The sequence below is a fragment of the Streptomyces sp. NPDC047917 genome (assembly GCF_043204345.1).
GTDB classification, from domain to species: domain Bacteria; phylum Actinomycetota; class Actinomycetes; order Streptomycetales; family Streptomycetaceae; genus Streptomyces; species Streptomyces sanglieri.
In genome coordinates, this window is the sequence record NZ_JBIDCA010000002.1 from 433,172 (window position 1) to 458,216 (window position 25,045).

The following is a 25,045-nucleotide window of genomic DNA, read 5'->3' on the forward strand; positions in this document are numbered from 1 at the left end:
CGGACGCACCCGGTCCGGCCGCGATGCACCGGCGGCCGCCCGGGGTCCGCGGCCGGCCGGTCCGAAGGGTGTTGCCGACGCACCGGGGCCCGGCCGGCGCCGTCCTGTCGGAGCCGGGCCGGGAGATCCTGGCCCGCAGCCCCGGGTCGACGTGGCCGCCCGGGTTTCGCGCTGCCGACCGCAGGGGTGGCCGAGGAGGGCCGGCCGGTGCTGGAGATCCTGCCGCCGCGGATGCCGGCGTACGGGGTGACGATCGCCCGCGGCCGGGTCCCGGACGCGCCGCGCGCGCCGGTCGAGGTCACCGGGACCTGCTGAGCGGCCCCCGGGAACACCCGCGGGCCACGGCGCCGGGACGGGACCCTCGGCCCGTCCGGCACCGCAGCCCGGAGTAAGACCGGCCGTCACGGCCGGTCGGGCCGGCCGGCGGTGTGCGGTGCCCCCGGCCGGGGGAGAGGTACCGACGCGGTCAGGGCAGAGAGCGCGGTACCTCGATCCGCCCTCCTGTGCGGGGAGAGCGGAAGCTCTGTCTTGAGCATTGTGGACTAGACCATTCGCCGTGTCCATCCATCGGAGCGCCGTAATTTTCCGGGCTCCCCACCTTGCACGTACGGTCCGGTCGTTCGGTTCGGAACCAATGCCCGTCCGCGGGTACGCTCGCACACGTGCCCTCCATGAACGACCTCGTCCGCCAGCACACAGCCCTCGGTGACACCGACCTGGAGTGGCTGCACCTGCTGGTCTCGGAGTGGCAGCTGCTCTCCGACCTGTCCTTCGCCGACCTCGTGCTCTGGGTGCCCACCCGCGACGGCACCCGCTATGTGTCGGTGGCCCAGATGCGCCCCAACACCGGCCCCACCTCCTACCAGGACGACATGGTCGGACACCTGGTGCCGCGCGGCCGCCGCCCGCTGCTGGACGCGGCGCTGGACGAGGGCCGGATCGTGCGCGAGGGCGACCCGGAGTGGCGCGAGGAGGTGCCGGTACGGGTCGAGTCGATCCCCGTACGCAGGGAGGGCCGGGTCCTCGGGGTGATCGCCCGCAACACCAACCTGCTCACCGTCCGCACCCCGTCCAGGCTGGAGCTCACCTACCTCCAGTCGGCCTCCGACCTGGCCCAGATGATCGCCGCGGGGTCCTTCCCCTTCCCCGGGCAGCAGGTCGACATGGACGCCTCGCCGCGCGTCGGCGACGGGCTGATCAGGCTCGACGCCGACGGGGTCGTGCAGTACGCCAGCCCCAACGGCCTCTCCGCCTACCACCGCCTCGGCCTCGCCTCCGATCTGGTCGGCCAGCACCTGGGCGGCATCACCGCCGAACTCGCCCCCTCCCGGGGCCCGGTGGACGAGGCCCTGGAGAAGCTGGCCAGCGGCTACGCGCCCCGGGAGTTCGAAGTCGAGTGCGCGGGCGGGGTGATCCAGCTCCGGGCGATCCCGCTCAAGCCCAAGGGCGTGCGCATCGGCTCCCTGGTCCTGCTCCGTGACGTCACCGAACTCCGCCGCCGCGAACGCGAGTTGATCACCAAGGACGCCACCATCCGGGAGATCCACCACCGGGTGAAGAACAACCTCCAGACCGTTGCCGCCCTGTTGCGGCTCCAGGCCCGGCGGATGGACTCGGTGCGCGGCCGCGAGGCGCTCAACGAGGCGGTACGGCGCGTCGGTTCGATCGCCATCGTCCATGAGACGCTGTCCCAGAATCTGGACGAGCGGGTGGAGTTCGACGAGATCGCCGACCGTGTCATCGCGATGGTCGCCGAGATCTCGCCGGGCAAGGTCACCTGCCGCCGGACGGGACGTTTCGGCATCCTCGACGCCGAAGTGGCCACTCCGCTGGCGATGGTGCTCACGGAAGTACTGCAGAACGCCCTGGAACACGCCTTCACCCTCGCCGAGTCCGGCACCGTCGAGGTGTCCGCCGTGCGTGGCGGTTCCTCCGCCGGGACGCGGCTGCTGATCACGGTCCAGGACGACGGATGCGGTCTGCCGGAGGGCTTCGACCCGCAGCGCGCCGGCAATCTGGGGCTCCAGATCGTCAGGACGCTGGTGGAGGGCGAGTTGGGCGGGACCTTCGGCATGGTCCCGGCCCCCGAGCGCGGCACCCAGGTGGTGCTCGACATCCCGGTCCGGTCCGAGAAGTAGCCCTCGTCCCCCTCCCGGTACGGGCGGGGCGCCCCTGACACAGCAGTGAGCCCGGACCGTTGTTCACGGTCCGGGCTCACTGGTCATGCATGCGCTTCGGGGGTACTGCGCGCTGCGACTCGGGGGGCGGGGTTGTGCGTACGCTCTGTACGCGCCGCCTGGCTGAGGCTCGTAGCGGTGGCGTCGGTCAGGCGCTTGCGTTACGCGCCCGGTTGCGAGCGGCGCGGCGCTTCATCGCGCGGCGCTCGTCCTCGCTGAGGCCACCCCAGACGCCGGAGTCCTGGCCGGACTCGAGCGCCCACTGCAGGCACTGCTCCATGACGGGGCAGCGACGGCAGACGGCCTTGGCTTCCTCGATCTGCAGCAGCGCAGGACCGGTGTTGCCGATGGGGAAGAACAGCTCGGGGTCTTCCTCACGACAAACGGCGTTGTGACGCCAGTCCATGGCTGCTACCTCTCCTTGATATTACATACTGTTGCTTGTGAATGTGAACGCTTTCACGAATCCCCCCGCAGATGACGGGCCGACGCCCAGATGAACTGGTTGTGGTCCTGTGAAGTGAGGAGGGGTTCTGGCTCTCAGTGGAGGCCGGTGTTGCGGGCCGTCCCGATCGCCATGTAGAGATTCGCAAACCTCAGCGGCGGATACAACCCCTTCTGGAAACTTTTTTTTGATTCCTCGGTGTCGACTAGGTCACAGCCGTACTTCTATGGGGTGGAGCCCAGCCCAAACGTTCGAGTTAAAGGACTTTGGTCCCTTCCACTCACACAATCACACGCAGTGCACGGCGTACGCCTGTGAACGTCACACTTGTGCGCACTCCCAGGTGGTCGCCATCCATCTGGAAGGGCAGTGGAACCTTTGAATGCAAGGTGAAGTCCGTGAGGTCGTGAAGTGAAACAGCGTGCTTGCCGGACGGGCCCTTCTCCGGGCTCGAAGTGAGCAGCTGGGTGCCGTACCGGGCGACCGCCGGAGTGGAGAGCCGCTTCAGTCCGAGCACGTCCAGTCCGGTGTCGAAGGTGGCCTTCGGGGACGCGTACAACGGACGGTTGCCCAGGTAGGACCAGGGGGCGGTGTTGGAAATTATGGACAGCGCCAGATCGGTGACCGGATCCTGCCCCGGGGTTTCCAATGTCATCACGCCTTGCCTGCGGTGCGGCTCGTCGATGAACTGCCGGACCACCTGGCGTACATAAAGGGCGTGTGTCGAACGCTTTCCGCGTTCGCGCTGCTGTTCGACCCGGCCGACCACGCCCGCGTCGAATCCGAGTCCGGCGCAGAAGGTGAACCAGCGCTCCGGGACCGACTCGTCCTCCGTGCCGGGGGTGCCGGCCGCGAGTCCGAGGCCGACCGTGCGTTCGGTCCGGTTGGCGAGCGCGTCCAGGATCGCGCCGGTCGCCTCCACCGCGTCGTTGGGCAGCCCCAGGGCGCGCGCGAACACATTGGTGGAGCCGCCGGGAACGACGGCGAGGCTCGGCAGGCCCTCCGGGTCGGGGCCGTTGTGGAGCAGACCGTTGACGACCTCGTTGACCGTGCCGTCGCCGCCCAGGGCGACCACCAGATCGATGTCGTCGGAGTCCGCGGCCCGTCGCCCCAGGTCCCGGGCGTGGCCGCGGTACTCCGTGGTCACGGCCTCCAGCTTCATCTCGCTGGCCAGCGCGTGGATGAGCACGTCACGGGTCCGCGCACTGGTGGTGGTAGCAGCTGGATTGACCACGAGGAGTGCGCGCATGACCGCCAGACTACCTACCGCGCGGTATCACTCTGAAGTCCCGCCCCATGACCTTTACGCACGGTGACGGTCCACTGCCGATTCCGACCCCGGCTTCGCTTTCGTGGCGCCGGGATGCCAACCTGCAAGGGTGAGTACTCAGCAGAACACGCCCGACTCGTCGCCCGCGCCGAGGCTCGAACCGGCGAAGCCGAGCAGGATCACTCTCGTTGCCGGACTCACCGCCCTGGAAGGGGCGGCGCTCGCCGTCGGCGGGATCTACATGCTGGTGATGGGTCTGCTCGGACGCCCCGAGAGCCCCCAGCAGGCGGAGATGGGCGGGCTGACGCTGCTCGCGCTCGCCGCGATCCCGCTGGCCGCCGCCCGCGGTCTGCTGCGGCGGCGCAGCTGGAGCCGGGGCCCCGCGCTCATCACGCAGATCATCGCGCTCCCGGTGGCGTGGACGCTGCTGAGGTCGCAGGGCGTGCTGATCCCGGCCGGGATCGTCCTCGCCGCGGTGACCCTGACGGCGCTCTACCAGCTGGTCAGGCCGACGACGGTCGAGGCACTCGGCATCCGCCGGCCGGGCACCACGCCGGAGGGCTGAGCCTGCGGGCGTGGTGCGGGGACGGGGCGGCGCCGCGAGCGGCCCCGCCCGCTGCCCACCGCCCTCGCCCCTCGGCTACTCCTCCGCCCCTCGGCTACTCCTCGACGAGCAGCCGCTCGCGCAGCTGTGCCAGCGTGCGGGCCAGCAGCCGCGAGACGTGCATCTGCGAGATGCCGACCTCCTGCGCGATCTGCGACTGGGTCATGTTGCCGAAGAAGCGCAGCAGCAGAATCCGCTTCTCGCGCGGCGGCAGATCCTCCAGCAGCGGCTTGAGCGACTCCCGGTACTCGACGCCCTCCAGCGCCTCGTCCTCGGAACCCAGTGTGTCCGCGACCGCGGGGGACTCGTCGTCCGTGTCCGGCACGTCCAGCGAGAGCGTGCTGTACGCATTGGCCGATTCCAGGCCCTCCAGGACCTCTTCCTCGGAGATGCCCAGCCGCTCCGCCAGCTCGTGGACCGTCGGCGAGCGGCCGTGCTGCTGGGACAGCTCGGCGGTCGCCGTGGTCAGCGAGAGCCGCAGCTCCTGGAGCCGGCGCGGCACCCGGACCGCCCAGCCCTTGTCTCGGAAGTGGCGCTTGATCTCGCCCACGACCGTGGGGGTCGCGTACGTCGAGAACTCCACGCCGCGGTCCGGGTCGAACCGGTCCACCGACTTGATCAGGCCGATCGTGGCGACCTGGGTCAGGTCGTCCAGCGGCTCGCCGCGGTTGCGGAACCGGCGGGCCAGGTGCTCCACCAGCGGCAGATGCATCCGCACCAGCCGATTGCGCAGCTCCGCCTTCTCGGGTGACCCGTCGGGAAGCGCGCGCAGTTCGATGAACAGCGCCCGCGCCCCGCTGCGGTCGTGTGGATCGTGGTGCCCGTGCTCGCTCATCTGGCCTGCCCGCTCCGCCTGCGACTGCTTCACCGCGACCGTACGGCCCACCGGCCCGTCCGCCCCGTCCACCGGATGGGGCAGGGCCTGCTGTTCCGGGATGCCTGCTGCGCGCACCACCCCTGGTCGCATCGTTTCGTCCCGCACAGGACCGTCCCCGTTCCCGTTGCTCACGCCGGCCCGGGTCCCGCGCCGCGCTGTTTGTAGAGGCTGATGCTGACCGTACGGTCGTCGGCCACCGAGGAGTCGACCTTGCCGGCCAGTGCGGAGAGCACCGTCCAGGCGAAGGTGTCGCGCTCCGGTGCCCGGCCGTCCGTCGTCGGGGCGGCCACCGTCACCTCAAGGGAATCCTCGACGAGCCGGAAGACGCAGCTGAGGACGGAGCCCGGCACGGCCTGCTGAAGCAGGATCGCGCAGGCCTCGTCGACCGCGATGCGAAGATCCTCGATCTCGTCGAGAGTGAAGTCCAAGCGCGCTGCGAGACCGGCCGTGGCCGTACGCAGCACTGACAGGTAGGCACCCGCAGCGGGCAGCCGGACCTCTACGAAGTCCTGATTCCCGGGCTCGCCTGCGATCTGGGACACCCTCACCTCCAAGGTGGCACAAACTCTTTCGAGGATCCGGGAAGGGTGCCCCGGAGCCATGTGGTACGTCTTCGGTTCTGGTCCGCGACGCTATCGCGATCCATGATGCCGTGTCGCCAGAGCCCCAGCCCATGACTGTCACTCATGGTAAGCCCATGAGCACACACAGTGGGTAGAGGTCTGCGGCGGTCAATTACGAACAACCGGCGCCGGTTTGACGTACCCAGACGTCAGACGATCGAACCGTCCTCGAAGCACCAGCGCCAGCTTTCGCCCGGTTCGAAGCTCCGCATCACCGGGTGACCGGTCTCCTTGAAGTGTTCCGTGGCGTGCTGGAGGGGTGACGAATCGCAGCAGCCGACGTGGCCGCAGACCAGGCAGAGCCGCAGCTGCACGGGGTGGGTGCCCGCCGCCAGACAGCCCGGACAGGTCACGTCCAGCGGGACCGGTTCGGGGCGCGGCAGTGCGGACACGTGTGGGCAGTCACTCATGATTGTCAGGTTACGACGGATACGTGGCCCGTGAATTGCGGATGCGAGGACCGTGGAATGGACGTATTGCCGCTGGTGGGACTGGTCGCGGCCAGTGCGGCGGTCGCGGGCGCCGCCCGCCGCACCCCCGTGCCGGCCCCTCTGCTGCTGGTCACGGTGGGGCTGATCGCCTCCTATCTGCCGGGGGTGCCCACGTACACCCTGGACGCGCACATCGTGCTGCCCCTGCTGCTGCCGCCGTTGCTCTACACGGCGGCCGTCGACAGCTCGTACCTCGATCTGCGGGCCAACCTCCGGCCGGTCGCGCTGCTCTCGATCGGCTACGTCCTGTTCGCGACCGTCGCGGTCGGCTGGCTTGCGTACCTGCTGGTGCCCGGTCTGCCGCTGACCGCCGCGCTGGTGCTCGGCGCGGTCGTGGCCCCGCCGGACGCGGTCACGGCCGCGGCGATCGCGCGCCGGGTCGGGCTGCCCGGCCGGGTCACGACGATCCTTCAGGGTGAGTCCCTGGTGAACGACGCCACGGCCATCACCGCCTACAAGGTGGCGATCGCCGCGGCCGTGGGCGAGGGCATGAGCTGGGGCGCGGGGATCGGCGAGTTCTTCCTGGCCGCCGTCGGCGGAGTGGTGGTCGGCCTGGCGCTGATGGTGCCGCTGCACTGGCTCCGTACCCATCTCAGGGAATCGCTGCTGCAGAACACGCTGTCGTTGCTGATCCCCTTCGTGGCGTACGCGGCGGCCGAGCGCGTACACGCCTCCGGGGTGCTCGCCGTGGTCGTGGTGGCGCTCTACCTGGGCCACCGGTCCTGGCAGGTCGACTTCGCGACCCGGCTCCAGGAGGAGGCCGTCTGGAAGATGGTCGCGTTCATCCTGGAGTCCGCGGTCTTCGCGCTGATCGGGCTCCAGCTGCCCTTCGTGCTGAAGGGGCTCGGCGCGTACGCGGTCGGCGACGCGGTCCGGTACGCGGTGATCGTGTTCCTCGCCGTCGTCGTGGTCCGCTTCGTCTGGGTCTATCCGGCGACGTATCTGCCCCGGTGGCTGTCGCGCCGGATCAGGGAACGCGAGCCGGACACCAACTGGACCGCGCCGCTGATCGTCGGCTGGGCCGGGATGCGTGGGGTCGTCTCGCTCGCCATCGCCTTCTCCATCCCGTTCCTGACGACCGACGGCAGCCCCTTCCCGGCCCGCAACCTGGTGCTCTTCCTGACGTTCACCACGGTCATCGGCACCCTGGTCGTGCAGGGGCTCAGCCTGCCGCTGCTGGTGCGGGTGCTGAAGCTCCCCGGCCGGGACGCGAAGGCCGAGACGCTGGCCGAGGCACAGGCCCAGAGCGAGGCCTCGGCGGCCGCCGAGGCGCGGCTGGAGGAACTCCTCGCCGACCGGCGAAATCGCCTGCCGGGCCCTCTCGCCGACCGGCTGCGCACCGTACTGGAACGCCGCCGCAACGCCGTCTGGGAGCGGCTGGGCGCGGCCAATCCGGTGACCGGGGAGTCGGCGGACGACACCTACCGGCGCCTGGCCAGGGAGATGATCGAAGCCGAGCGGGAGGTCTTTGTGACGCTGCGGGACGAGCGGCGGATCGACGACGAGATGCTGCGGACGCTGCTCAGACGGCTCGACCTGGAGGAGGCGGCCGCCTACCGGGAGGAGTCGGACGCCCCCTGAGGGCTGCCCGTGACGACCGCGGCGACCGCGCTGCCCGCGGGGAACGCGCCCTCCCCGGCCAGTTCGGTGAGCGCGTACAGCAGCTTGGCGACGTAGAGCCGCTCCACGGGCAGGCCGTGCCGCCGCTCGAAATCGTCGGCGAAGGCGTGCAGCGCCGGGGTCGTACGGGCGTAGCCGCCGAAGTGGAAACGCTCGTCCAGCGACCATGCCCCGGCCGGACCGCCGAAGGCCTCCTCCTGGAGCCCCCGCACCGCGTCCCCCAGGAAGCCGCCGCGCAGCACCGGGACGCCGAGGGCGCGCTGCCCCGGGGCCAGCCCGGCCGCGAGGCCGGCGAGGGTGCCCCCGGTGCCGCAGGCCACCGCGACCGTGGCGGCCCGGCCGCGCAGCTCCCGCCCCAGCTCCGCGCACCCCTGTGCGGCCAGGGCGTTGCTGCCGCCCTCCGGGACGACACAGCACTCCCCGAAGAGGCGTCGCAGCCCCGCCAGGACCTCCGGACCGTCCTTCGCGCGGTAGGTCGCACGGTCCATGAAGTGCAGGGTCATCCCGTCGGCGGCGCACCGGGCGAGCGAGGGGTTCAGCGGCCGGTCGGCCAGTTCCTCCCCGCGCACCACCCCGACGGTGGGGAAACCGAGCAGCCGCCCGGCGGCGGCGGTGGCCCGCAGATGGTTCGAGTAGGCACCGCCGAAGGTGAGCACGGTGCGCCCGGCGGCCGCCCGCAGATTGGGGGAGAGCTTGCGCCATTTGTTGCCCGGCAGATCCGGGTGGATCAGATCGTCACGCTTGAGCAGCAGCCGGACGCCGTGGCGGGCGAAGCGCTCGTCGTCCACCGGTTGCAGGGGCGAGGGCAGCACCGGCTGCAGCCGGGAGAGGTCGGGTGCTTCTGAGGGCATGGCGCAATTGTCGCCGCACCGGAGCGGCGCCGGTCACTTGAGGCGGTCGTGGACGCGGGCCCGCATCGAGTCCATCGTGAAGCCGCGCGGGTCGGTCTTGCCCGGCTGCCACTCCTTGTGGCCGATCACCGAGCGGGAGTTCCAGTCGTGGTGGCGGCAGATCGCGGCGGCGGCCTTCTCGACGGCTTCGAGCTGGGCGTCGGGCCAGGGGTCCTTGCCGTCGCCGAGGTTCTCGCACTCGAAGCCGTAGAAGTGCCTGTTCCCGTCGGTGTTGGCCTCGTTGTCGCCCGGCAGGCGCTTCTCGGCGACGACGGCGCGCAGTACGTCGTCGTCGCCGAGTCCGGCGTGGTTGGCGCGGCCGTGGCCGACCAGGTGGACCCGGCCGTCCTTGGCGATCACGCCGTGGCAGAGCGGGCCGGGCAGATCCGGGTAACCGTCGCGGCAGATGCGCACGGTGGCGGCGGTGCCGCTGGTCACGGTGTGATGGATCATCACGCCGTTGACGGGGCCCCAGGGGCCCTTGTGGTTGCGGTTGTGGGCGCGCCAGTCGCCGACCTGGACGACGGTGAGCCCCTCGTTCATCAGGACTTCCAGGAACCTGCTCGCGGACATGGGCGAGGACATGGCCGTCTCCTTCGTACGTGGGGGGAACGGGCCTTGATCCGCTTGTACCGGAATGTCGCTCTCCGGGCCATGCCTTCGGTGGTTGTTCGGGCGGTGTGCGATCCGAACCGGTCACATCCGCGAGCAGGGGGCCGGATTCAGCCCCGCATCGGCCACCTGCCGGTTCAGTCCTGCGCCAGCCACATGTCGGGGCCGAACACCTCGTAGTGGATGTCGGTCGCCGGGACGCCCTTGGCCAGCAGCTGGGTGCGTACGGAGCGCATGAAGGGCAGCGGTCCGCAGAGGTAGGCGTGGGTGCCGGGGGCGACGGTGAGGCCGCTCAGGTCGACCCGGCCGGTGCGGTCGGCGGGGTGGCCGGGCTCGGGGTCCTCGTACCAGAAGTGGGCGGCGGCGTCGGGGAGCTTGCCGGTGAGCAGGGCGTGGTCGGTGCGCATCGCGTGGGTGTCGGGGGAGCGGTCGCCGTGCACGACGGTGACCGGGGCGCGGTGGCCGGTCGCCGCGAGGTCCTCCAGCATCGAGAGCATCGGGGTGCAGCCGATGCCCGCGGAGGCGAGCAGCAGCGGTGCGTCGGCGGAGTCGAGCACCAGGTCGCCGTACGGGGCGGAGACGCGCACGACGTCGCCGGCCTCCACCTCGGTGTGCAGGTGGCGCGAGACCTCGCCGTCGGGCGAGCCGGCGTCCCGCACCCGCTTGACGGTGATCGAGCGGAGCCGCGAGCCGGGGGCGCTGGAGAGGCTGTACTGGCGTATCTGCCGGGCCCCGTCGGGGAGTTCCACCTGTACGGAGACGTACTGGCCGGGCCGGAAGGCGGGCGCGGGCGCGCCGTCGGCCGGGCGGAGCTGGAAGGTGGCGACGTCGGCGGTCTCCTCGATCCGGGTGACCACCTCCCAGTCGCGCCACACGTCACCGGCGACGACGCCCTGCTGCGCGTAGAGCCGCTGCTCGATCGAGATCAGGGCGCCGGCCATCAGCCAGTAGACCTCGTCCCAGGCGGCGGCGACCTCCGGGGTGACCGCGTCGCCGAGCACCTCGGCGATGGCGGCGAAGAGATGGGTGTGCACGATCTCGTACTGGGCGGGGGTGACGCCGAGCGAGGCGTGCTTGTGGGCGATCCGGCCGAGCATCACGTCGGGGCGGGAGTCCGGGTGCTCGACCAACTGGGTGGCGAAGGCGGCGATGGAGCCCGCGAGGGCCTGCCGCTGGGCGCCGGACGCCTGGTTGCCGCGGTTGAAGAGGTCGCGCAGCAGCTCGGGGTGGGCGTCGAAGAGCTTGCGGTAGAAGAGATCGGCGATGTCCCCGACGGCCGCGCCCACGGCGGGGAGGGTGGCGCGGACGGTGGCGGTCGACGTCTCGGAGAGCATCGGGACTCCTTGCGGTTAAATTGGTATTTCAGATTCGTATTTTTGGGCAGCGCGAAGCCGGGCGGGTGGGCCCGTGGTGCTTCGCGTGGTGTGCGGTGTGCGGCGGCTCAGCCGGTGTCCGGGCGGCCGCTGCTGATGCCGATCAGCAGCGGTCCGGTGGGGGACGCGACGAGTTCGGTGACGGTGAGCGGATCGAGCGAGGCGTAGAAGGCCTCCTCCGCGTGGCGCAGCGCGCCGCGCAGCCGGCAGGCCGAGCGCAGGGGGCAGGGGGTGGTCCCCTCGCAGTCGACGACGTCGCCGGGGCCTTCGAGCTCCCGGACGAGCCCGCCGATCGAGGCGGAGCGGCCCGCTCCGGTGAGGCTGAGTCCGCCGCCGCGCCCCCGTCGCGCCTCGATGAGTCCGAGGTGCTGGAGCTTGGCGACGACCTTCGCGGCGTGGGTGTACGGCACCTGCATGGTGGCCGCCACCTCCCGGGTGGTCGGCGGATCCTCGTTCTCCACGACGGCGAGGCGCATCAGTACGCGCAGCGCCACGTCGGTGAATCTCGTCAGCCGCATGACAATCACCGTAGATAAGTTGCATCGAAGATGCAACTTAAGGTGCGGGCGGAAAAAATCGCTGAGCGTTGTGCCCAGCCCAAAGCCGATTAGTCACACTCTTTTGTGTAATGGTGCGACCGCTCTCCGTGCTGAAAGGCTTCTGCTCGAAGGTCAGCCGAAGGATCGAGAGGACGACAGATGTCCGTTGGTGAAGAGGTTCAGAACGCGTCGTTGCCGCCGCAGCAGAGTCTGGGGACGGCAGCGGCGCGGAACCTCGCGACGACCACCAAGTCCGCACCGCAGATGCAGGAGATCACCTCGCGGTGGCTGCTGAAGACGCTGCCGTGGGTGCAGGTGCAAGGTGGTACCTACCGGGTGAACCGCCGACTGAGCTACTCGGTCGGGGACGGCAGGGTGACCTTCGTGCAGACCGGTGACCGGGTCGCGGTCATTCCCGCCGAGCTCGGTGAGCTCCCCGCCCTGAGGGACTTCGGCGACGAGGAGGTATTGAGCGAGCTCGCCCGGCGGTGTGAGCAGCGCGAGGTCGCGGCGGGACAGGTGCTGGCCGCTTCGGGGGACGCGGCGGACAGCGTCTATCTGCTGGCGCACGGCAAGGTCGAGAAGATCGGCACCGGTCCCTACGGGGACGAGACGGTGCTCGGGGTCCACGCCGACGGGGCCTACTTCGGCGACCGGGCGCTGGTCGACGGCGAGGCCGTCTGGGACTACACCGCCCGTGCCGTCACCGCCTGTACGGTGCTGACGCTGAGCCGGGCCGATGTGCTGAACCTGGCCGATCGCGCGGACTCGCTCCGCGAACACCTCGCCGGGCTGCTCGAAATCCCGCACCAGCGCACCAACAAGTACGGCGAGGCCGCGATCGACCTCTCCGCCGGCCATGTCGGCGAGGCCGTCGTCCCGCACACGTACGTGGACTACGACGCGGCGCCCCGCGAGTACGAACTGAGCGTCGCCCAGACCGTGCTGAAGGTCCACAGCCGGGTCGCCGACCTCTACAACCAGCCGATGAACCAGACCGAGCAGCAGTTGCGGCTCACGGTCGAGGCGCTGCGCGAGCGCCAGGAGCACGAGCTGATCAACCACCGCGAGTTCGGGCTGCTCAACAACTGCGACTACGGGCAGCGCATCCAGCCGCACGACGGTGCGCCCAGCCCCGACGACATGGACGAACTGCTCTCGCGCCGCCGCGGTTCGAAGCTCTTCCTCGCCCACCCGAGGGCCATCGCCGCGTTCGGCCGCGAGTGCAACAAGCGCGGTCTGGCGCCGGAGAGCGTCGACATCGGCGGGCACCACATGCCGGCCTGGCGCGGGGTGCCGATCTTCCCGTGCAACAAGATCCCGGTCACCGACGCGCGGACCACGTCGATCATCTGCATGAGGACGGGTGAGGCCGAGCAGGGCGTCATCGGACTCCAGCAGACCGGCATCCCCGACGAGATCGAGCCGAGCCTCTCGGTCCGCTTCATGGGGATCGACGAACAGGCGATCATCTCCTACCTGGTGACGGCCTACTACTCCGCGGCGATCCTCGTGCCGGACGCCCTGGGCGTACTGGAAAACGTCGAGGTCAGCCGCTGGCGGTAGCCCTGCGGGGGCTCGGACGACGATGTCCGGGCCCCGTCAACCTCCGCCACCGGGCAGCCGCGCCCGGGGCGGCCTAGGGAGGACGCCCCAGTGAAGACCCACCACGCACCCCAACCACCCACACCCCGGCCCCCGGGCGACGAGGCCCCGGCCGCCCCCGTGACACCGGGTGCCGACGCCCCGGGTGCCCGCCTGGACACCCGCCCAGGCACCTGCCCGGACACCCGTCCGGACACCCGTCCGGACACCCGTCCGGAAATCTGTCCGGAAATCTGTCCGGACACCCCTTCGGCGCAGGGCCGGGAGGCCGAGGTTCTTCTCGAAGAGACCCGGGCCCTCGTCGATCCTCAACTGCGCGCCGCCGTCGAGTCCTTGCCGGGCTCGATCCGCCGCGTCGCGATGTACCACTTCGGCTGGCTGGAGGCCGACGGCAGCCCGTCCTCGGGGCCGGCCGGCAAGGCGATCCGGCCCGCCCTGGTCCTCGCCGCCGCCCGCGCACTGGGCGGCGATCCGGTACGGGCGGTGCGGGCGGCCGTCGCCGTGGAGCTGGCGCACAACTTCACGCTGCTGCACGACGACGTCATCGACGAGGACCGGACCCGTCGTCACCGGCCCACGGCCTGGGCGGTCTTCGGCATCCCCGACGCGGTCGTCGCGGGCGACGCCGTGCTCGCTCTCGCCCAGCGACTGCTCGCCGAGGACCCGGACCCCGCCTCGGCCCGTGCCTCGGCGCGGCTCTCCACCTGCATCATCGAGCTGTGCGCGGGCCAGCAGGCCGACTGTGCCTTCGAGGACCGGGGCCCGGAGGAGGTCACGCTCGACGAGTGCCTGACCATGGCCACCGCCAAGACCGGCGCACTGCTCGGCTGTGCCTGCGCGCTGGGGGCGCTGTACGCGGGCGCCGAGGAGCGGGCGGTCCGCGGGATGGACGGCTTCGGCCGGGAGGCGGGACTCGCCTTCCAGCTCATCGACGACCTGATCGGCATCTGGGGAGACCCGGTACGGACCGGGAAGCCGGTCGGGGCGGATCTCGTCGCCCACAAGAAGTCCCTGCCCGTGGTCGCCGCGCTGACCTCCGGCACCCCGGCCGCGGCCGAACTCGCCGCGCTCTACCGGGGATCGATGAACACCCCGGGCGAGGTGAGCCGCGCCGCCGACGCGGTCGAACGGGCCGGCGGCCGGGACTGGGCGCAGATCTGTGCGGCCGACCGGATGGCCCGCGCCGTCAACCACCTGTCCCGGGCGGTTCCCGACCTGGGCCGGGCGGGCGACCTCCTGACTCTGGCGGAGTTCGTCACCCGGCGCACGCACTGACCACGGGCGACCGCGAGCGGCGAAGGGAGCGGAGCGGCGAAGGGGGGAGGGGGCGGAGGAAGGGAATCGGAACGAGGAGAACGGAGCCAGGCAAACGGAGCCAGGCAAACGGAACGAGGAGAAGGGAACGAGGTGCCGAGGTCACAAGGCCCGTGGCAGGAAACGGAGGGCGACCGGGCGACTGTCGGGGGCACGGGCTACAGTCCGTGCCCATGACAGATGAGTCATGGGCAGGGTGGTACCGGGACCGACAAGGTTCCGACGCCGTCGTCCTCACCACCGATGGACAGCAACTACGCCTCCGGACAAGGGGCATCGACTTCGAGGGCGCGAGCTTCGACGGCCTCACCCCGGCCGTCGGCACACCGCCGGCCGACGACCGGTTCGTCCTGGTGGACGGGGCGCTGAGCGACTGCGTCCTGGAGTGGGACCTGCCGCTCCCGGTCGTCTGGGACGGAGCCGTCCACCAGGCCACGCTCAGCTGCCTGTTGTCGCTGCGCCGGCCCGATTCGCATCTCAGCCTGGAGCTGCAGTTCGGTGGCGCGGCCTACGCGTCCCACCGTGCCGAGAGCGACTTCGCGTCCGCGCTGGCCACCATCCAGCGCGCGCTGCCGCCCGGCGTACGTCTCCAGACCTGCATCGCCTGCGCCTTCTCGGACTACTTCCCGGCCCCGGCCACGGTGCGCGGACTGTCCGGCGGCCTCGCCTGCTTCCGGGGTGCCAAGGACGCCTACCGTGGGGCGGCAGGCGAGGGTGATGTCCGGGAGCTGTGGGACCGGCGCACCGGGTTCGTCCAGGAGATCTGGAGCTGCCGCGAGTACGAGCCCCGCCCGGACACCGGCGCGGGCACCGGACACCGAGGCGCCTTCCCACTGGAACACGCCTGAGCCGACTGCCCGGGTAGCACGCTTGGGCCGACTGCCCGGGTAGCACGCCTGAGCCGACTGCCCGGGTAGCACGCCTGAGCCGACTGCCCGGGCAGCACGCCTGGGGCATCCCGCCCGGGCAGCACGCCTGAGCGTTCTCCTCGGCCCCGTCCTCCCTGCTCAGCCCGGTTCCGGCAGGGAGGTTCCGGGCCGGGAGGGCGGCGTGGTGGCGTGCCAGTCACCGGTGGCGTCGATGTTGGAGGTGGCGCTGAGGGCAGCGCGGCCGGCGTCACCGGCGCGCAGTGCGTCGAGGAGGTCCTCGTGCCCGCGGGGGTCCGCGCCGTCGAAGCCGGGGTCCTCCCAGTGGGCCGCCATGGAACGGCGCAGGGCCGGACCGAGGGCGGCGTAGAGGTCGTTCAGCAGGCTGTTGCCACCACCGGCGGCGACCGCCTGGTGGAAGCCGTGATCGGCCTCGATCCACGCCTCCCGGTCGCGCTGCCGCCAGGCGGTGGCGCGCCGGGCGAGCAGTGCGTCGAGACCGTCCAGCCCCTCAGGGGTGATGCGGGCGGCGGCCAGCCGGGCGGCCTGGGCGTCCAGCCCCTGGCGGACCTCCAGGACCTCTTCCAGTTCGCTGCCGAGGCGCTGGATGGCACCGGACAGCTCGCTGGTGGCGCGCACATAGGTGCCGTCGCCCTGCCGTGCCTGCAGAAGCCCCGCGTGGATGAGTGCGCGAGTGGCCTCGCGGAGCGTTCCGCGGGCGATCCCGAGCTCCTCGATGAGTGCCGTCTCGGTCGGGATGCGGGCCCCCACCGGCCATCTTCCCGAGGTGATCTCGTCGCGCAGTCGCTGGATGACGTCGTCGACCAGCACCGAACGGCGGACGGAGGGGAGAGCCACGGATGGTCCTTCCTGATGGAGAGCGGGTCCGGTCCGGACAGCGAGCAGGAGGCAATCGTAACCCTTAAAGGTTGGACGTTAAAGGTCAGACGTTTTATGTTTCCTCCATGCTGTTCACCCGCCGTCCCCCGAACACCGCCCCCCGTCCGGCCTCCGTCCGGCCGATGTCCCGTGGCGCCCGACCGATGTCCCGTGCCTCCGCGACCTGGCTGACCGCCGTCGGTGTCGTCCTGATCGCCCTCAATCTGCGGCTCGGCATCAGCAGTACGTCCGCGCTGCTGGAACAGCTCCGGGCCGAGCTGGGATTCGGGCCGCTCGTCGCGTCCCTGGTCCCGGCGCTGCCCACGCTGTGTTTCGCGGCGGTCGGCGCGACCAGCGCCATGCTGGCCCGGCGCGTGGGCACCGAGCGTGCCGTCCTGCTGGCGCTGGTGGTGCTGTCCGCCGGCCTGGCCGTGCGCGCGGTGCCCCGGACTGGGGCGCTGCTGGCCGGCACCCTGCTGGGTGCGGCGGGGCTGGCTCTGTGCAACGTCCTGCTGCCCGCGGTGGTCAAGGCGCACTTTCCTGCCCGGGTCGCCCTGATGACCGGGGTGTACACCACCACCATGGCGCTCGGCTCGGCCGTCGCGGCTGCCGCTGCGGTCCCCGTCGCCGACCTGGCGGGCGGAGCCTCGGCGGGGCTGGCGGCCTGGGCGCTGCCCGCCGTGCTCGCCCTGGCCGTATGGGCGCTGCGGCCGGACTCCTGGCGGGCCGCGGCGTGGCGTGCGGACCGCGGCACGGTCTCGGCGTGGAGCGCCGGGCGCACCCGCTTCGGGCTGCTGGTGACCGCGTTCTTCGCCCTGCAGTCCCTCAACAGCTACGCGGTCATCGGCTGGCTGCCCACCGTCCTGTCCGACCACGGGATGAGCCCCGACCGGGCCGGGGTCATGCTGGGGCTGGCGCTGATCGTGGGCGTCCCCTCGACCTTCGTCCTGATGCCGCTCACCAGGACGGCGGCGCGGCTGCGGTCGGCGTTCGTCATGGTCGGCGTCGCGCTGGCGGCCGGATATCTCGGCCTGCTCTGCGCCCCGTTGGCCATGCCCGTCCTCTGGGCCGTGCTGACCGGCTTCGGGCTGGGCGCGTTTCCGCTGGTCCTGGCCATCATCGGGGCGAGCGGCCGGAGTGCGCAGGAGACCGCGGCGCTGTCGACCTTCTCGCAGAGCACCGGCTATCTTCTCGCCTCGGTGGGCCCCCTGGGCATCGGGCTGCTGCGCTCGGCCACCGGTGGCTGGGTGCTTCCCCTGGCCGTACTGCTCGCGCTCGCCGCACTCCAGCTGTTCGTCGGACTGCGCCTGACCCTGACCCGTACCGAACCGGTAGGCCGGTAGGCCGGTTGGTCCGTAAGCTGCCTCGGAGACCGAAGGCCCGCAGCCCGCAGGTCGACCCGAAAGGGCCACCCCGTCCTACGAGGTGGCCCCTTCGGCGCGGTGCTTCCGGACCGTGGGGGTCAGGAGGCGCTGTGCGCGAGCTTGGCCGCGAAGCCGTACTGCCACAGGTAGTTGACCTGGCTGCGCTCGTTCGCGTCGGGGTACGGGTTGGTGCAGGACGGGCCGGGGCCGCCGCCCGACATCAGCTGGCTGCACGGGCCGGAGTAGGTGTCCGGAAGGCCGAGCACGTGCCCGGTCTCGTGCGTGGTGACGCGGGTCGAGTCGTACTGCTGGTTCTGCGCGTAGTCCAGGAAGATGTACCCGTTGCCGTGCCCGTCGGTGCTCGCGTACGAGCCCCTGGAGTCATTGCCCTCGTAGTAGGTGAAGTCGGCGTTCGAGCCCTCCTGGAGCCGGACGGTGGATACGGAGCTGTTCCAGATCTGCGCGCTGTTGGATATCTGGGTACGGAAGCTCGGCGCGTTGGCCGTGCTGTAGACGACGGTGACCGACTGGGCGCCGGGGTTGGCCGCCCGCTTCTCCGCAACGGACTTGGCGACCGCTTCGAAGAACGCCTTGTTCGCGGCGGCGTTCTCGTGCGAGCCGGCGTAGGCGGTGTACCCCGCCCGCGCCTCGGAAGCCGTGCTGGCGGGTGCTGCGGCGGGGGCCGAGGAGGCGGCGATCGCGGGTGCCGTGCCGAGCGCGGCCGCGAGGCCGAAGCCGAGGCCGAGCACGGCCGACATGACGGTCCTGGGGTGCTTCATGGGGGGGTCTCCTGCCGGTAACCGGTCCGATGAACCCGTCCGATGATCGGACTCGGACGGGTGCGGTACGCAGAGAGTGTCGGGGAGCGGAAGCCGTGGCGGATGATGTCAACCGGCGATAACACCGCCCTATCGCCACCTTCGGTACTGCCGACGAAGCATCCGCCAACTCCAGGTGAATTAACGGACTTTGATGCGATTGGGGAGTCTGGTGCGACAGTCGTCCGCCGCCCTACGCTCGACCGCATGGAGCTTGAGGTGAGACACCTCAGGGCGCTGTGCGCCATCGCGGACTCGGGCAGCCTGCACCAAGCCGCCCGTCGGCTGGGCGTGAGCCAGCCCTCCCTGACCACCCAGCTGCGCCGGATCGAGAACACCCTGGGCGCCGAACTGTTCAGCCGCGAACGGACCGGCTGCCGCCCGACGTTGCTCGGCCGCGCCGTCCTCAGCCGGGCCCGCCCCCTGGTCGACGGAATGACCGCGCTGGTCAGCGACGCGAAGGCGGAGGCCGACGCGGTCCGGGCCTCCGGGTCGCGGTTGCGCATCGGCTGCACCGCGAGCCGGGTCATCGGCGGCTGGCTGCGCAGGCTGCGGCTCCGGCTGCCCGGCACCGACATCTCGCTGCGGGTCGACGTCTCGGCCCGCGCCCTGCTGCGCGACATCGCGACGGGCGGGCTCGACGTCGCTTTCGTCCACGAGGTCGAGGGCTGCCCGCTGGCCGTCCCGGACGGTCTGGAACAGCGCGTACTCCTGGACCGTGAACCGCAGTTCATCTCCATGGCCAGGGATCATCCGGCCGCCGTCCGGCCCGTCGTCGACCTGGTCGATCTGGCCGGCGACCGGTGGATGGTCGACCCCACGGTGGACGGCGAATGGGACGGGCTGCGCCGGGTGTTCGGCGAGGCCGGACTCGCGCCGACCGTCCTGCACGGCGACTACCTCACCGCCGCCTCCCTCGTCGTGCTCGGCGAGGCGGTCGCCCCCTGCCAGCCCACTTCCGGGCCGCGCGACGACATGGCGATCCGCCCGCTGCGCGACGACCCCCTGGCCGTACGGCTGCTGCTGGTGTCCCGGCCGGGCGCCGACGTGGCGACGGTGTACGAGGAGCTGGAGGCGGCCTACCGGGAGGCGGCCCGGCGCGCGGCCGGGTACCACCAGTGGCTGCTGCGCAACCGCAGCCCGCTCGCCCGCACCCCCTGAAGGCCCGGGTTCCCGATTCCGCCGAGAGCGAGTACCGGTTCCCAGAGGGCCGCCCGGCGGGCAGAGTCGGGCACATGAGGCTTCTGATGCTGGGCGGTACGGAGTTCGTGGGGCGTGCGGTCACCGAGGCGGCGCTGGCGCGGGGCTGGGAGGTCACGGTGTTCCACCGCGGCCGGCACGCTCCTTTGCCGGGGGCGGCGGAGCTCCTCGGCGACCGCACCACCGAGGGCGGTCTCGCCGCGCTGGCCGGCCCCGGTGAGGTCCCTGGCGGCGGGTACGCCTGGGACCTGGTGGTCGACACCTGGAGCGGTGCCCCCTCGGCCGTACGCGACGCGGCCCGTCTGCTGGTGGACCGGGCCGCCCGGTACGCGTACGTCTCCAGCCGCTCCGTGTACGACCACTCGGTCCCGGCCGGTGCCGCGGAGGAGGACCGGCTGGTGGCCGGTGCCTCGCCCGACGCGGGCGGGGAGGTCTCGTACCCGCTGGCCAAGCGCGGCGGTGAGCTGGCCGCGCTCGACGCCTTCGGCGACCGGGCCCTGTTCGCCCGCGCGGGGCTGATCCTGGGCCCCTGGGAGAACATCGGCAGGCTGCCCTGGTGGCTGGGGCGGATCGCCCGCGGCGGACCCGTACTCGCCCCGGGCACACCGGACGTGGCGCTTCAGTACATCGACGCCCGCGACCTCGCGAACTGGCTGCTGGACGCGGCCGGCAGCGGTCTGCACGGGCCGTACGACCTGGTCGGCCGGGCGGGCCACGCCACCATGGGGCAACTGCTGGACGCCTGTGTACGTGCCACCGGATCCGACGCCGAACTGCGCTGGACCCCCGCGGAGAAGATCCTCGCGGCCGGCGTGGAGCCATGGACCGATCTGCCGGTCTGGCTGCCGCCGGGCGAGCTGTACGAGGCGATCCACGGGGGCGACGTCAGCAGGGCGTGCGCGACCGGACTGCGCTGCCGCCCGGTCGAGGAGACCGTCGCCGACACCTGGAAGTGGCTGGAGGAGCTGGGCGGAGTGGCCCCGCAGCGGCCGGACCGGCCCGCGGTCGGCCTGGATCCGGCGAAGGAGGCGGAGCTGCTGGCGGGCGAGATCTGACGCGCCGCCAGGGCCGTCGCTGACGCGCCGCCCCGGTGCCGCCCCGCGTATTCGGGGCCGTCCGGGTGTTTCGGGCGTGGCATTCCTGTCATTTAGTAGGTAAAGCTGCATATTGCCCTTTATGGCAACACGTGCGCGCAAGCGTGGAAACGGTATCCGGGCGACGGTGGCGATGACGGCCGCCGCGGCGATGGTGGGCGCGATGGCGTCCACCGCTCTCGCCGACCCACTGCCCGGCGGGCTCGGCCCGTGTCCGGGCGGCGACTGCCCGACGACCTGGCCCGATCCGAACAACGGGCCGGTGACTCATCACGACAGCAACATCAATGTCTTCGTCGGCGGAGACTTCCTGGTCCGGGAGGCCGCCGCCGAGGCCGAGGGGAAGATCGTCACCCTCGGACGGTTCGACATGAACAAGCGCGAGGGCGCCTCGCAGATCTACAACGTCGGCGTGGCGGGCGTGGGTTCACGGGTGCCGCCTCCCGGCGACTCCGACTACCTGACCGTGGGCGGACCGCTGACCGTCGCGAACGGACAGCGGCTGCTCGCCGAGGAGGGGACGAACCACGGTGTGGTCAAGTACGCCGTGTCCGTCGGCGGAACGGTGATCCCGGCGCCTGTCCACGACCCGGACGCCACCGGCCCGTACACGGCACTGCGTGACGCGCTGACCGCGGCCAGCCGCTGCTACGCGTACGACGACAATCAGGACCACCGCCGCCCCGCCACGGGCACCGTGGTCGACTCCGGTTCCGGCACCGTCTTCACCGGTGACGGCACCTCGCCGCTCCAGGTGTTCGCCGTGGACGCCGATCTGGTCTCGGCCCGGGGCGGCCAGCAGGACATCACGTTCCACGCGATTCCGGACGGCGCGACGGTGCTCGTCAACGTCTACGGGAGCAGCCGCGAGATCAGCACGCTGATGGGTTCGCTGCCGCAGGCCGGACTCCGCGAGCACCTGTTGTGGAACTTCCCGGACGCCACCGAGGTCGGGCTGCACGGCACCGGGCAGTTCCAGGGCAGCGTGCTGATCGGCCGGCGGTCCAGTACCGCCACCCTGGACATGAGCGGCACCAACGGCCGTTTCTACACGGCCGGTTCGCTGACCCACACCTCGGCGGGCCAGTCGGGCGGCCAGGAGCTGCACGCATACCCCTTCGACGGTGACCTGCCGGCCTGCGACGAGGAGCCGACACCGACACCGACGCCGACACCGACGGACACGCCGACCCCCACCCCGACCCCGACGGAGACCCCCATGCCGACTCCGACCCCGACGGACACGCCCACGCCGACTCCGACTCCGACGGGCCCGGCTACCCCCACCCCGACTCCGACGGGCACGCCGGACCCCACTCCGGGCCACTCGCCGGGACCGGAGCCCACACCGCCCCGCACCTGGCCGGACAAGCCCCGTCCCGGAGGGGAGCTCCCGCACACGGGCGTGCGCGGCGGTGAGTGGATTCTCGGCGGTATCGCCGCCACTCTGCTCGTGGTCGGAGCGGCGGCCACGCTGATGGCCCGGAGGGCCCGCCGGCGCGGTTAGTTTTGGCCCATGGCCGAACTGCTGCTGCACCTCACCGAAGGCCCCCTGTGGGAGGCGGCCCGCGGGATCGGGACGTACGAGATGTCCACCCGCGGCCGCACCCTGCACGAAGAGGGCTTCATCCACTGCTCGCTGCCGCACCAGCTCCCCGGCGTGGCCGAGATGCTGTACGGCGCCGGGAGCGGGGCCGGGGCCGGCGACCAGGAACTCGTGGTCCTCGTCATCGATCCCGACCGGCTCCCGGCGCCCGTACGGTACGAGCCCGTCGTGCCCGGTGGCGAGGAGTTCCCGCACATCTACGGCCCCGTCCCGGTGGACGCGGTCGTGGAAGTACGCCCCTGGCTGCGCAAGGAAGGCGATCCCGCATGAACAACCCACCCCCCACCGCCCCGGAGGCCCCCATCGTCGCCGTCACCGGTGCGAGCGGCGCCGTCGGCGGCCGGGTCGCACAGCGTCTGGCGCGGGCCGGCGTGCCCGTGCGGCTCCTCGGTCGCGACCCGTCCCGGCTGCCCGAACTGCCCGGCGCCGTCGCCGCACCGCCGGCCCCGTACGGCGACGGCGAGGCGATGCGCCGCGCCCTGGCCGGGGCGCACACGCTGTTCCTCGTCTCGGCGCACGAGAGCCCGTACCGGGTGCGTGAGCACACGACGGCCGTGGACGCGGCGGTCGCCGTGGGCGTCGAACGCATCGTGTACGTCTCGTTCCAGGGCGCCGCGCCGGACGCCACGTTCACCTTCGCCCGGGACCACTGGCACACCGAGGCGCACATCCGTGCCGCCGATGTCCGGTACACCTTCCTGCGCGACAGCCTGTACCTGGCCGGGATCCCGGCGATGACCGGTGCCGACGGGGTGCTGCGCGGCCCCGGTGGCGACGGCCGGGTGGCGGCGGTGGCGCACGACGACATCGCGGACGCCGCGGTCGCCGTCCTGCTGGCCGACACCGAGAGCGCCGACACCCGCTACGACGGGATCACCTACGACCTCACCGGTCCCGAGGCGTTCACCCTCGCCGAGGCCGCCGAGGAGCTCGGCCGGGTCACCGGCCGGACCATCAGCTACGTGGCGGAGACCCGGGAGGAGGCCTACGCCTCCCGGGCCCAGTACGGCGCCGAGGACTGGGAGGTGGCGGGCTGGGTGACGTCGTACGAGGCCATCGCCACCGGCGAGATGGCCACGGTCTCGGACGCCGTACCGGACCTCACCGGGCACCCGGCGACGAGCCTGGCCACGTTCCTGCGGGAACACCCGGACTGCTACCGGCATCTGCTGACGACCGGCTGACCCCGATGGGCCGGCTTCGGCGGACCGACCCCGGCGGACTGCCCCCGACCGGCTGACCCGGCGGGCCGGCATCGACCGGCTGACTCCGGTGGGCCGGCTTCGATCGGTGGACCGCCCGGGACGGACCGACCCCGTGGCGGGTGGTGCCGGAGAGGAAGAGAGGCGCGTGGTCATGCGTACCAGGACTCCGTGGGGCCCCTGGGATCCGGCCCCGCCGGACGAGGTCGCCCGCCTCTTCGCGCCGCTGCGTGTCCCCTGGTGGATCGCCGGGGGACACGCCGTCGAGTTCGCCGTGGGCCATGCCTTCCGGGACCACGCCGACATCGACGTCCTGCTGCTCCGCCGCGACCAGCTCGCCGCCCAGCGACTCCTGGCGGGCTGGGAGTGGTGGGCCGCGGACCCGCCGGGCACCCTGCGCCCCTGGCTCCGGGGCGAGGTCCTGCCGCCACAGGTGCACGACATCTGGTGCCGCCCCGGCCCCGCCGAGCCCTGGCGCATCCAGCTCATGCTCGACGACACGGAGGGCGACGACTGGCTGTTCCGCCGCGATCCCCGCGTCCGCCTGCCGCTGGACCGGCTCGGCCGCCTCACCGCGGACGGCGTTCCGTACCTCTGCCCCGAGGTGCAGCTCCTGTACAAGGCGGGGACCCCGCGCCCCAAGGACGAGCAGGACTTCGCCGAGGCGCTGCCGGTCCTCGACGCGGACCAGCGTGCCTGGCTGACCGGGGCCCTCGCCCTGGCCGAGGGCGCCGGTCACCAGTGGGCGGTCCGCCTGCGCGCCCACCCGGCGATCTGATCGGGCGCGAACCGCCGGGCGCGAACCGCCGGGCGCGAACCGCCGGGCGGGGACGGCCGGGCGGGGACGGCCGGATCGCGCGTCAGTTCACGTACGCGCCCGCGCGTGCCGCCGCCTCGGCGGCGCCCGCGGCCCGGTCCGCCGCCGCCTCGTCGACCGGGTGGCCGCTGGCCAGCAGCCGGTAGTAGAGCGGCGCCGACACGGCGCGGATCACCTCGTCGGCGTCGGTGCCCGCGGGCAGTTCGCCCCGCTCGACGGCCTCGGTGACGCAGCCGGACCACTCCTTGATGCGGATCGCGTAGAACCGGTGCAGCGCCTCGGCGGTGCGCGGATCGCAGGTGGCCGCGGCGATCACGGACCTGAAGAGCGCGCCCTGCCGCGGGTCGGCGAGGGTCGTGGCCACCAGCCGGGCGTTGGCCCTGAGGTCCTCGGTCAGCGAGCCCGTCGCGGTACGGGGCGAGGACCGTTCGGCCATGTCGTCGAGCAGGTCCGCGATCAGGCCGGTGGGGGTGGACCAGCGTCGATAGACGGTTGTCTTGCCGACCTCCGCGCGGCGTGCGACATCGGCGAGGTCCAGCCGGTCGAAGCCGTGCTCGGCCAGGGCGTCGCCCGCCGCCCGCAGGACCGACTCACGGACCCGGGCGGTACGGCCACCGGGCCGCACGCGGCCGGGCTCCGCGTTGCCGGGCTCCGCACCCTCAGAACCCTCAGAAGTCATAACGGGTCTCCAGTTCCATTAATGGCCCTTCCCCTGCTACGGTGACTCCATCTTAACGGAACCACCGTCCCGTTAGAACC

The 25,045-nt window shown here is 71.8% G+C and carries 25 protein-coding genes; 13 read left to right on the forward strand and 12 right to left on the reverse strand.

The window, feature by feature from the left end; translation table 11 throughout:
* The first annotated feature begins 671 nt into the window (after positions 1-671).
* Entirely contained in the window at positions 672-2,138 is a 1,467-nt protein-coding gene (locus tag ACGF8B_RS05630) for a PAS domain-containing sensor histidine kinase (RefSeq protein ID WP_124717378.1), read from the forward strand.
* Between the two features lie 187 nt (positions 2,139-2,325).
* Here the strand turns inward: ACGF8B_RS05630 and ACGF8B_RS05635 are convergent, their stop codons facing one another.
* Positions 2,326-2,583 (reverse strand): WhiB family transcriptional regulator, encoded by a 258-nt coding sequence (locus tag ACGF8B_RS05635; protein WP_003953983.1) that lies wholly within the window; start codon positions 2,581-2,583, stop codon positions 2,326-2,328.
* Between the two features lie 319 nt (positions 2,584-2,902).
* Positions 2,903-3,871, reverse strand: a complete 969-nt coding sequence (locus ACGF8B_RS05640; RefSeq protein WP_342280713.1) for a diacylglycerol kinase family protein — start codon at positions 3,869-3,871, stop codon at positions 2,903-2,905.
* Between the two features lie 130 nt (positions 3,872-4,001).
* On the opposite strand from ACGF8B_RS05640, the gene ACGF8B_RS05645 reads away from it, so the two are divergent.
* Entirely contained in the window at positions 4,002-4,457 is a 456-nt protein-coding gene (locus ACGF8B_RS05645) for a hypothetical protein (RefSeq protein WP_342280712.1), read from the forward strand.
* 94 nt (positions 4,458-4,551) lie between these two features.
* On the opposite strand, the gene ACGF8B_RS05650 is transcribed toward ACGF8B_RS05645, so the two are convergent.
* The 3 genes from ACGF8B_RS05650 to ACGF8B_RS05660 form a co-directional block, all read right to left on the reverse strand.
* Complete coding sequence (locus tag ACGF8B_RS05650; protein WP_392735056.1) at positions 4,552-5,505, reverse strand: RNA polymerase sigma factor SigF; 954 nt, start codon at positions 5,503-5,505, stop codon at positions 4,552-4,554.
* Complete coding sequence (locus tag ACGF8B_RS05655) at positions 5,502-5,915, reverse strand: anti-sigma regulatory factor (RefSeq protein WP_072483809.1); 414 nt, start codon at positions 5,913-5,915, stop codon at positions 5,502-5,504. The genes ACGF8B_RS05650 and ACGF8B_RS05655 overlap by 4 nt, the downstream gene beginning before the upstream one ends.
* A gap of 230 nt (positions 5,916-6,145) precedes the next feature.
* A complete protein-coding gene (locus ACGF8B_RS05660) occupies positions 6,146-6,406 on the reverse strand; it encodes a UBP-type zinc finger domain-containing protein (protein WP_392735058.1) in 261 nt (86 codons plus the stop codon).
* A 57-nt stretch (positions 6,407-6,463) separates the two neighbouring features.
* On the opposite strand from ACGF8B_RS05660, the gene ACGF8B_RS05665 reads away from it, so the two are divergent.
* Positions 6,464-8,068 (forward strand): Na+/H+ antiporter, encoded by a 1,605-nt coding sequence (locus ACGF8B_RS05665; RefSeq protein ID WP_392735060.1) that lies wholly within the window; start codon positions 6,464-6,466, stop codon positions 8,066-8,068.
* On the opposite strand, the gene ACGF8B_RS05670 is transcribed toward ACGF8B_RS05665, so the two are convergent.
* The 4 genes from ACGF8B_RS05670 to ACGF8B_RS05685 form a co-directional block, all read right to left on the reverse strand.
* Positions 8,041-8,958 (reverse strand): 1-aminocyclopropane-1-carboxylate deaminase/D-cysteine desulfhydrase, encoded by a 918-nt coding sequence (locus ACGF8B_RS05670; RefSeq protein WP_392735062.1) that lies wholly within the window; start codon positions 8,956-8,958, stop codon positions 8,041-8,043. The two genes, ACGF8B_RS05665 and ACGF8B_RS05670, sit on opposite strands and share 28 nt — an antisense overlap.
* 33 nt (positions 8,959-8,991) lie before the next feature.
* Positions 8,992-9,582 (reverse strand): N-acetylmuramoyl-L-alanine amidase, encoded by a 591-nt coding sequence (locus tag ACGF8B_RS05675; protein WP_392735064.1) that lies wholly within the window; start codon positions 9,580-9,582, stop codon positions 8,992-8,994.
* Between the two features lie 164 nt (positions 9,583-9,746).
* On the reverse strand, positions 9,747-10,943 hold the full coding sequence (locus tag ACGF8B_RS05680; protein ID WP_392735066.1) for a globin domain-containing protein: 1,197 nt from the start codon (positions 10,941-10,943) through the stop codon (positions 9,747-9,749).
* A gap of 107 nt (positions 10,944-11,050) precedes the next feature.
* Positions 11,051-11,500, reverse strand: coding sequence for an Rrf2 family transcriptional regulator (locus tag ACGF8B_RS05685; RefSeq protein ID WP_350980505.1), 450 nt, complete (start codon positions 11,498-11,500; stop codon positions 11,051-11,053).
* Between the two features lie 180 nt (positions 11,501-11,680).
* Between ACGF8B_RS05685 and ACGF8B_RS05690 the strand changes: the two genes are divergently transcribed.
* The 3 genes from ACGF8B_RS05690 to ACGF8B_RS05700 all read left to right on the forward strand — a co-directional run bounded on the left by ACGF8B_RS05690 (position 11,681) and on the right by ACGF8B_RS05700 (position 15,288).
* Entirely contained in the window at positions 11,681-13,087 is a 1,407-nt protein-coding gene (locus tag ACGF8B_RS05690) for a family 2B encapsulin nanocompartment shell protein (protein ID WP_392735068.1), read from the forward strand.
* Positions 13,088-13,357: 270 nt separating this feature from the next.
* Positions 13,358-14,401: a family 2 encapsulin nanocompartment cargo protein polyprenyl transferase gene (locus ACGF8B_RS05695; protein WP_392735488.1), complete on the forward strand. Its 1,044-nt coding sequence runs from the start codon at positions 13,358-13,360 to the stop codon at positions 14,399-14,401.
* A gap of 212 nt (positions 14,402-14,613) precedes the next feature.
* On the forward strand, positions 14,614-15,288 hold the full coding sequence (locus tag ACGF8B_RS05700) for a DUF6304 family protein (protein ID WP_392735070.1): 675 nt from the start codon (positions 14,614-14,616) through the stop codon (positions 15,286-15,288).
* 159 nt (positions 15,289-15,447) lie between these two features.
* Here ACGF8B_RS05700 and ACGF8B_RS05705 read toward each other — a convergent pair whose 3' ends face one another.
* Positions 15,448-16,164, reverse strand: coding sequence for a FadR/GntR family transcriptional regulator (locus tag ACGF8B_RS05705; protein ID WP_392735072.1), 717 nt, complete (start codon positions 16,162-16,164; stop codon positions 15,448-15,450).
* Between the two features lie 185 nt (positions 16,165-16,349).
* On the opposite strand from ACGF8B_RS05705, the gene ACGF8B_RS05710 reads away from it, so the two are divergent.
* The gene (locus ACGF8B_RS05710) at positions 16,350-17,528 is read left to right on the forward strand and encodes an MFS transporter (protein ID WP_392735075.1); all 1,179 of its coding nucleotides are present in this window, start codon (positions 16,350-16,352) and stop codon (positions 17,526-17,528) included.
* A 119-nt stretch (positions 17,529-17,647) separates the two neighbouring features.
* Here ACGF8B_RS05710 and snpA read toward each other — a convergent pair whose 3' ends face one another.
* Positions 17,648-18,328 carry a snapalysin gene (gene snpA / locus ACGF8B_RS05715; protein ID WP_392735076.1) on the reverse strand — a complete coding sequence of 227 codons (681 nt, stop codon included), beginning with the start codon at positions 18,326-18,328 and terminating at the stop codon, positions 17,648-17,650.
* Positions 18,329-18,574: 246 nt separating this feature from the next.
* Between snpA and ACGF8B_RS05720 the strand changes: the two genes are divergently transcribed.
* The 6 genes from ACGF8B_RS05720 to ACGF8B_RS05745 all read left to right on the forward strand — a co-directional run bounded on the left by ACGF8B_RS05720 (position 18,575) and on the right by ACGF8B_RS05745 (position 24,247).
* Positions 18,575-19,528 (forward strand): LysR family transcriptional regulator, encoded by a 954-nt coding sequence (locus ACGF8B_RS05720; protein WP_392735078.1) that lies wholly within the window; start codon positions 18,575-18,577, stop codon positions 19,526-19,528.
* 86 nt (positions 19,529-19,614) lie between these two features.
* On the forward strand, positions 19,615-20,622 hold the full coding sequence (locus ACGF8B_RS05725; protein WP_392735490.1) for a reductase: 1,008 nt from the start codon (positions 19,615-19,617) through the stop codon (positions 20,620-20,622).
* A gap of 121 nt (positions 20,623-20,743) precedes the next feature.
* The gene (locus tag ACGF8B_RS05730; RefSeq protein ID WP_392735079.1) at positions 20,744-22,168 is read left to right on the forward strand and encodes a choice-of-anchor A family protein; all 1,425 of its coding nucleotides are present in this window, start codon (positions 20,744-20,746) and stop codon (positions 22,166-22,168) included.
* A 9-nt stretch (positions 22,169-22,177) separates the two neighbouring features.
* Complete coding sequence (locus ACGF8B_RS05735; RefSeq protein ID WP_392735080.1) at positions 22,178-22,537, forward strand: DUF952 domain-containing protein; 360 nt, start codon at positions 22,178-22,180, stop codon at positions 22,535-22,537.
* Positions 22,534-23,451 (forward strand): NAD(P)H-binding protein, encoded by a 918-nt coding sequence (locus tag ACGF8B_RS05740; RefSeq protein ID WP_392735082.1) that lies wholly within the window; start codon positions 22,534-22,536, stop codon positions 23,449-23,451. The genes ACGF8B_RS05735 and ACGF8B_RS05740 overlap by 4 nt, the downstream gene beginning before the upstream one ends.
* Before the next feature lie 172 nt (positions 23,452-23,623).
* Positions 23,624-24,247 (forward strand): nucleotidyltransferase domain-containing protein, encoded by a 624-nt coding sequence (locus tag ACGF8B_RS05745; RefSeq protein ID WP_392735084.1) that lies wholly within the window; start codon positions 23,624-23,626, stop codon positions 24,245-24,247.
* A gap of 82 nt (positions 24,248-24,329) precedes the next feature.
* Here ACGF8B_RS05745 and ACGF8B_RS05750 read toward each other — a convergent pair whose 3' ends face one another.
* Positions 24,330-24,965, reverse strand: coding sequence for a TetR/AcrR family transcriptional regulator (locus tag ACGF8B_RS05750; protein ID WP_392735086.1), 636 nt, complete (start codon positions 24,963-24,965; stop codon positions 24,330-24,332).
* Positions 24,966-25,045 lie beyond the last annotated feature (80 nt).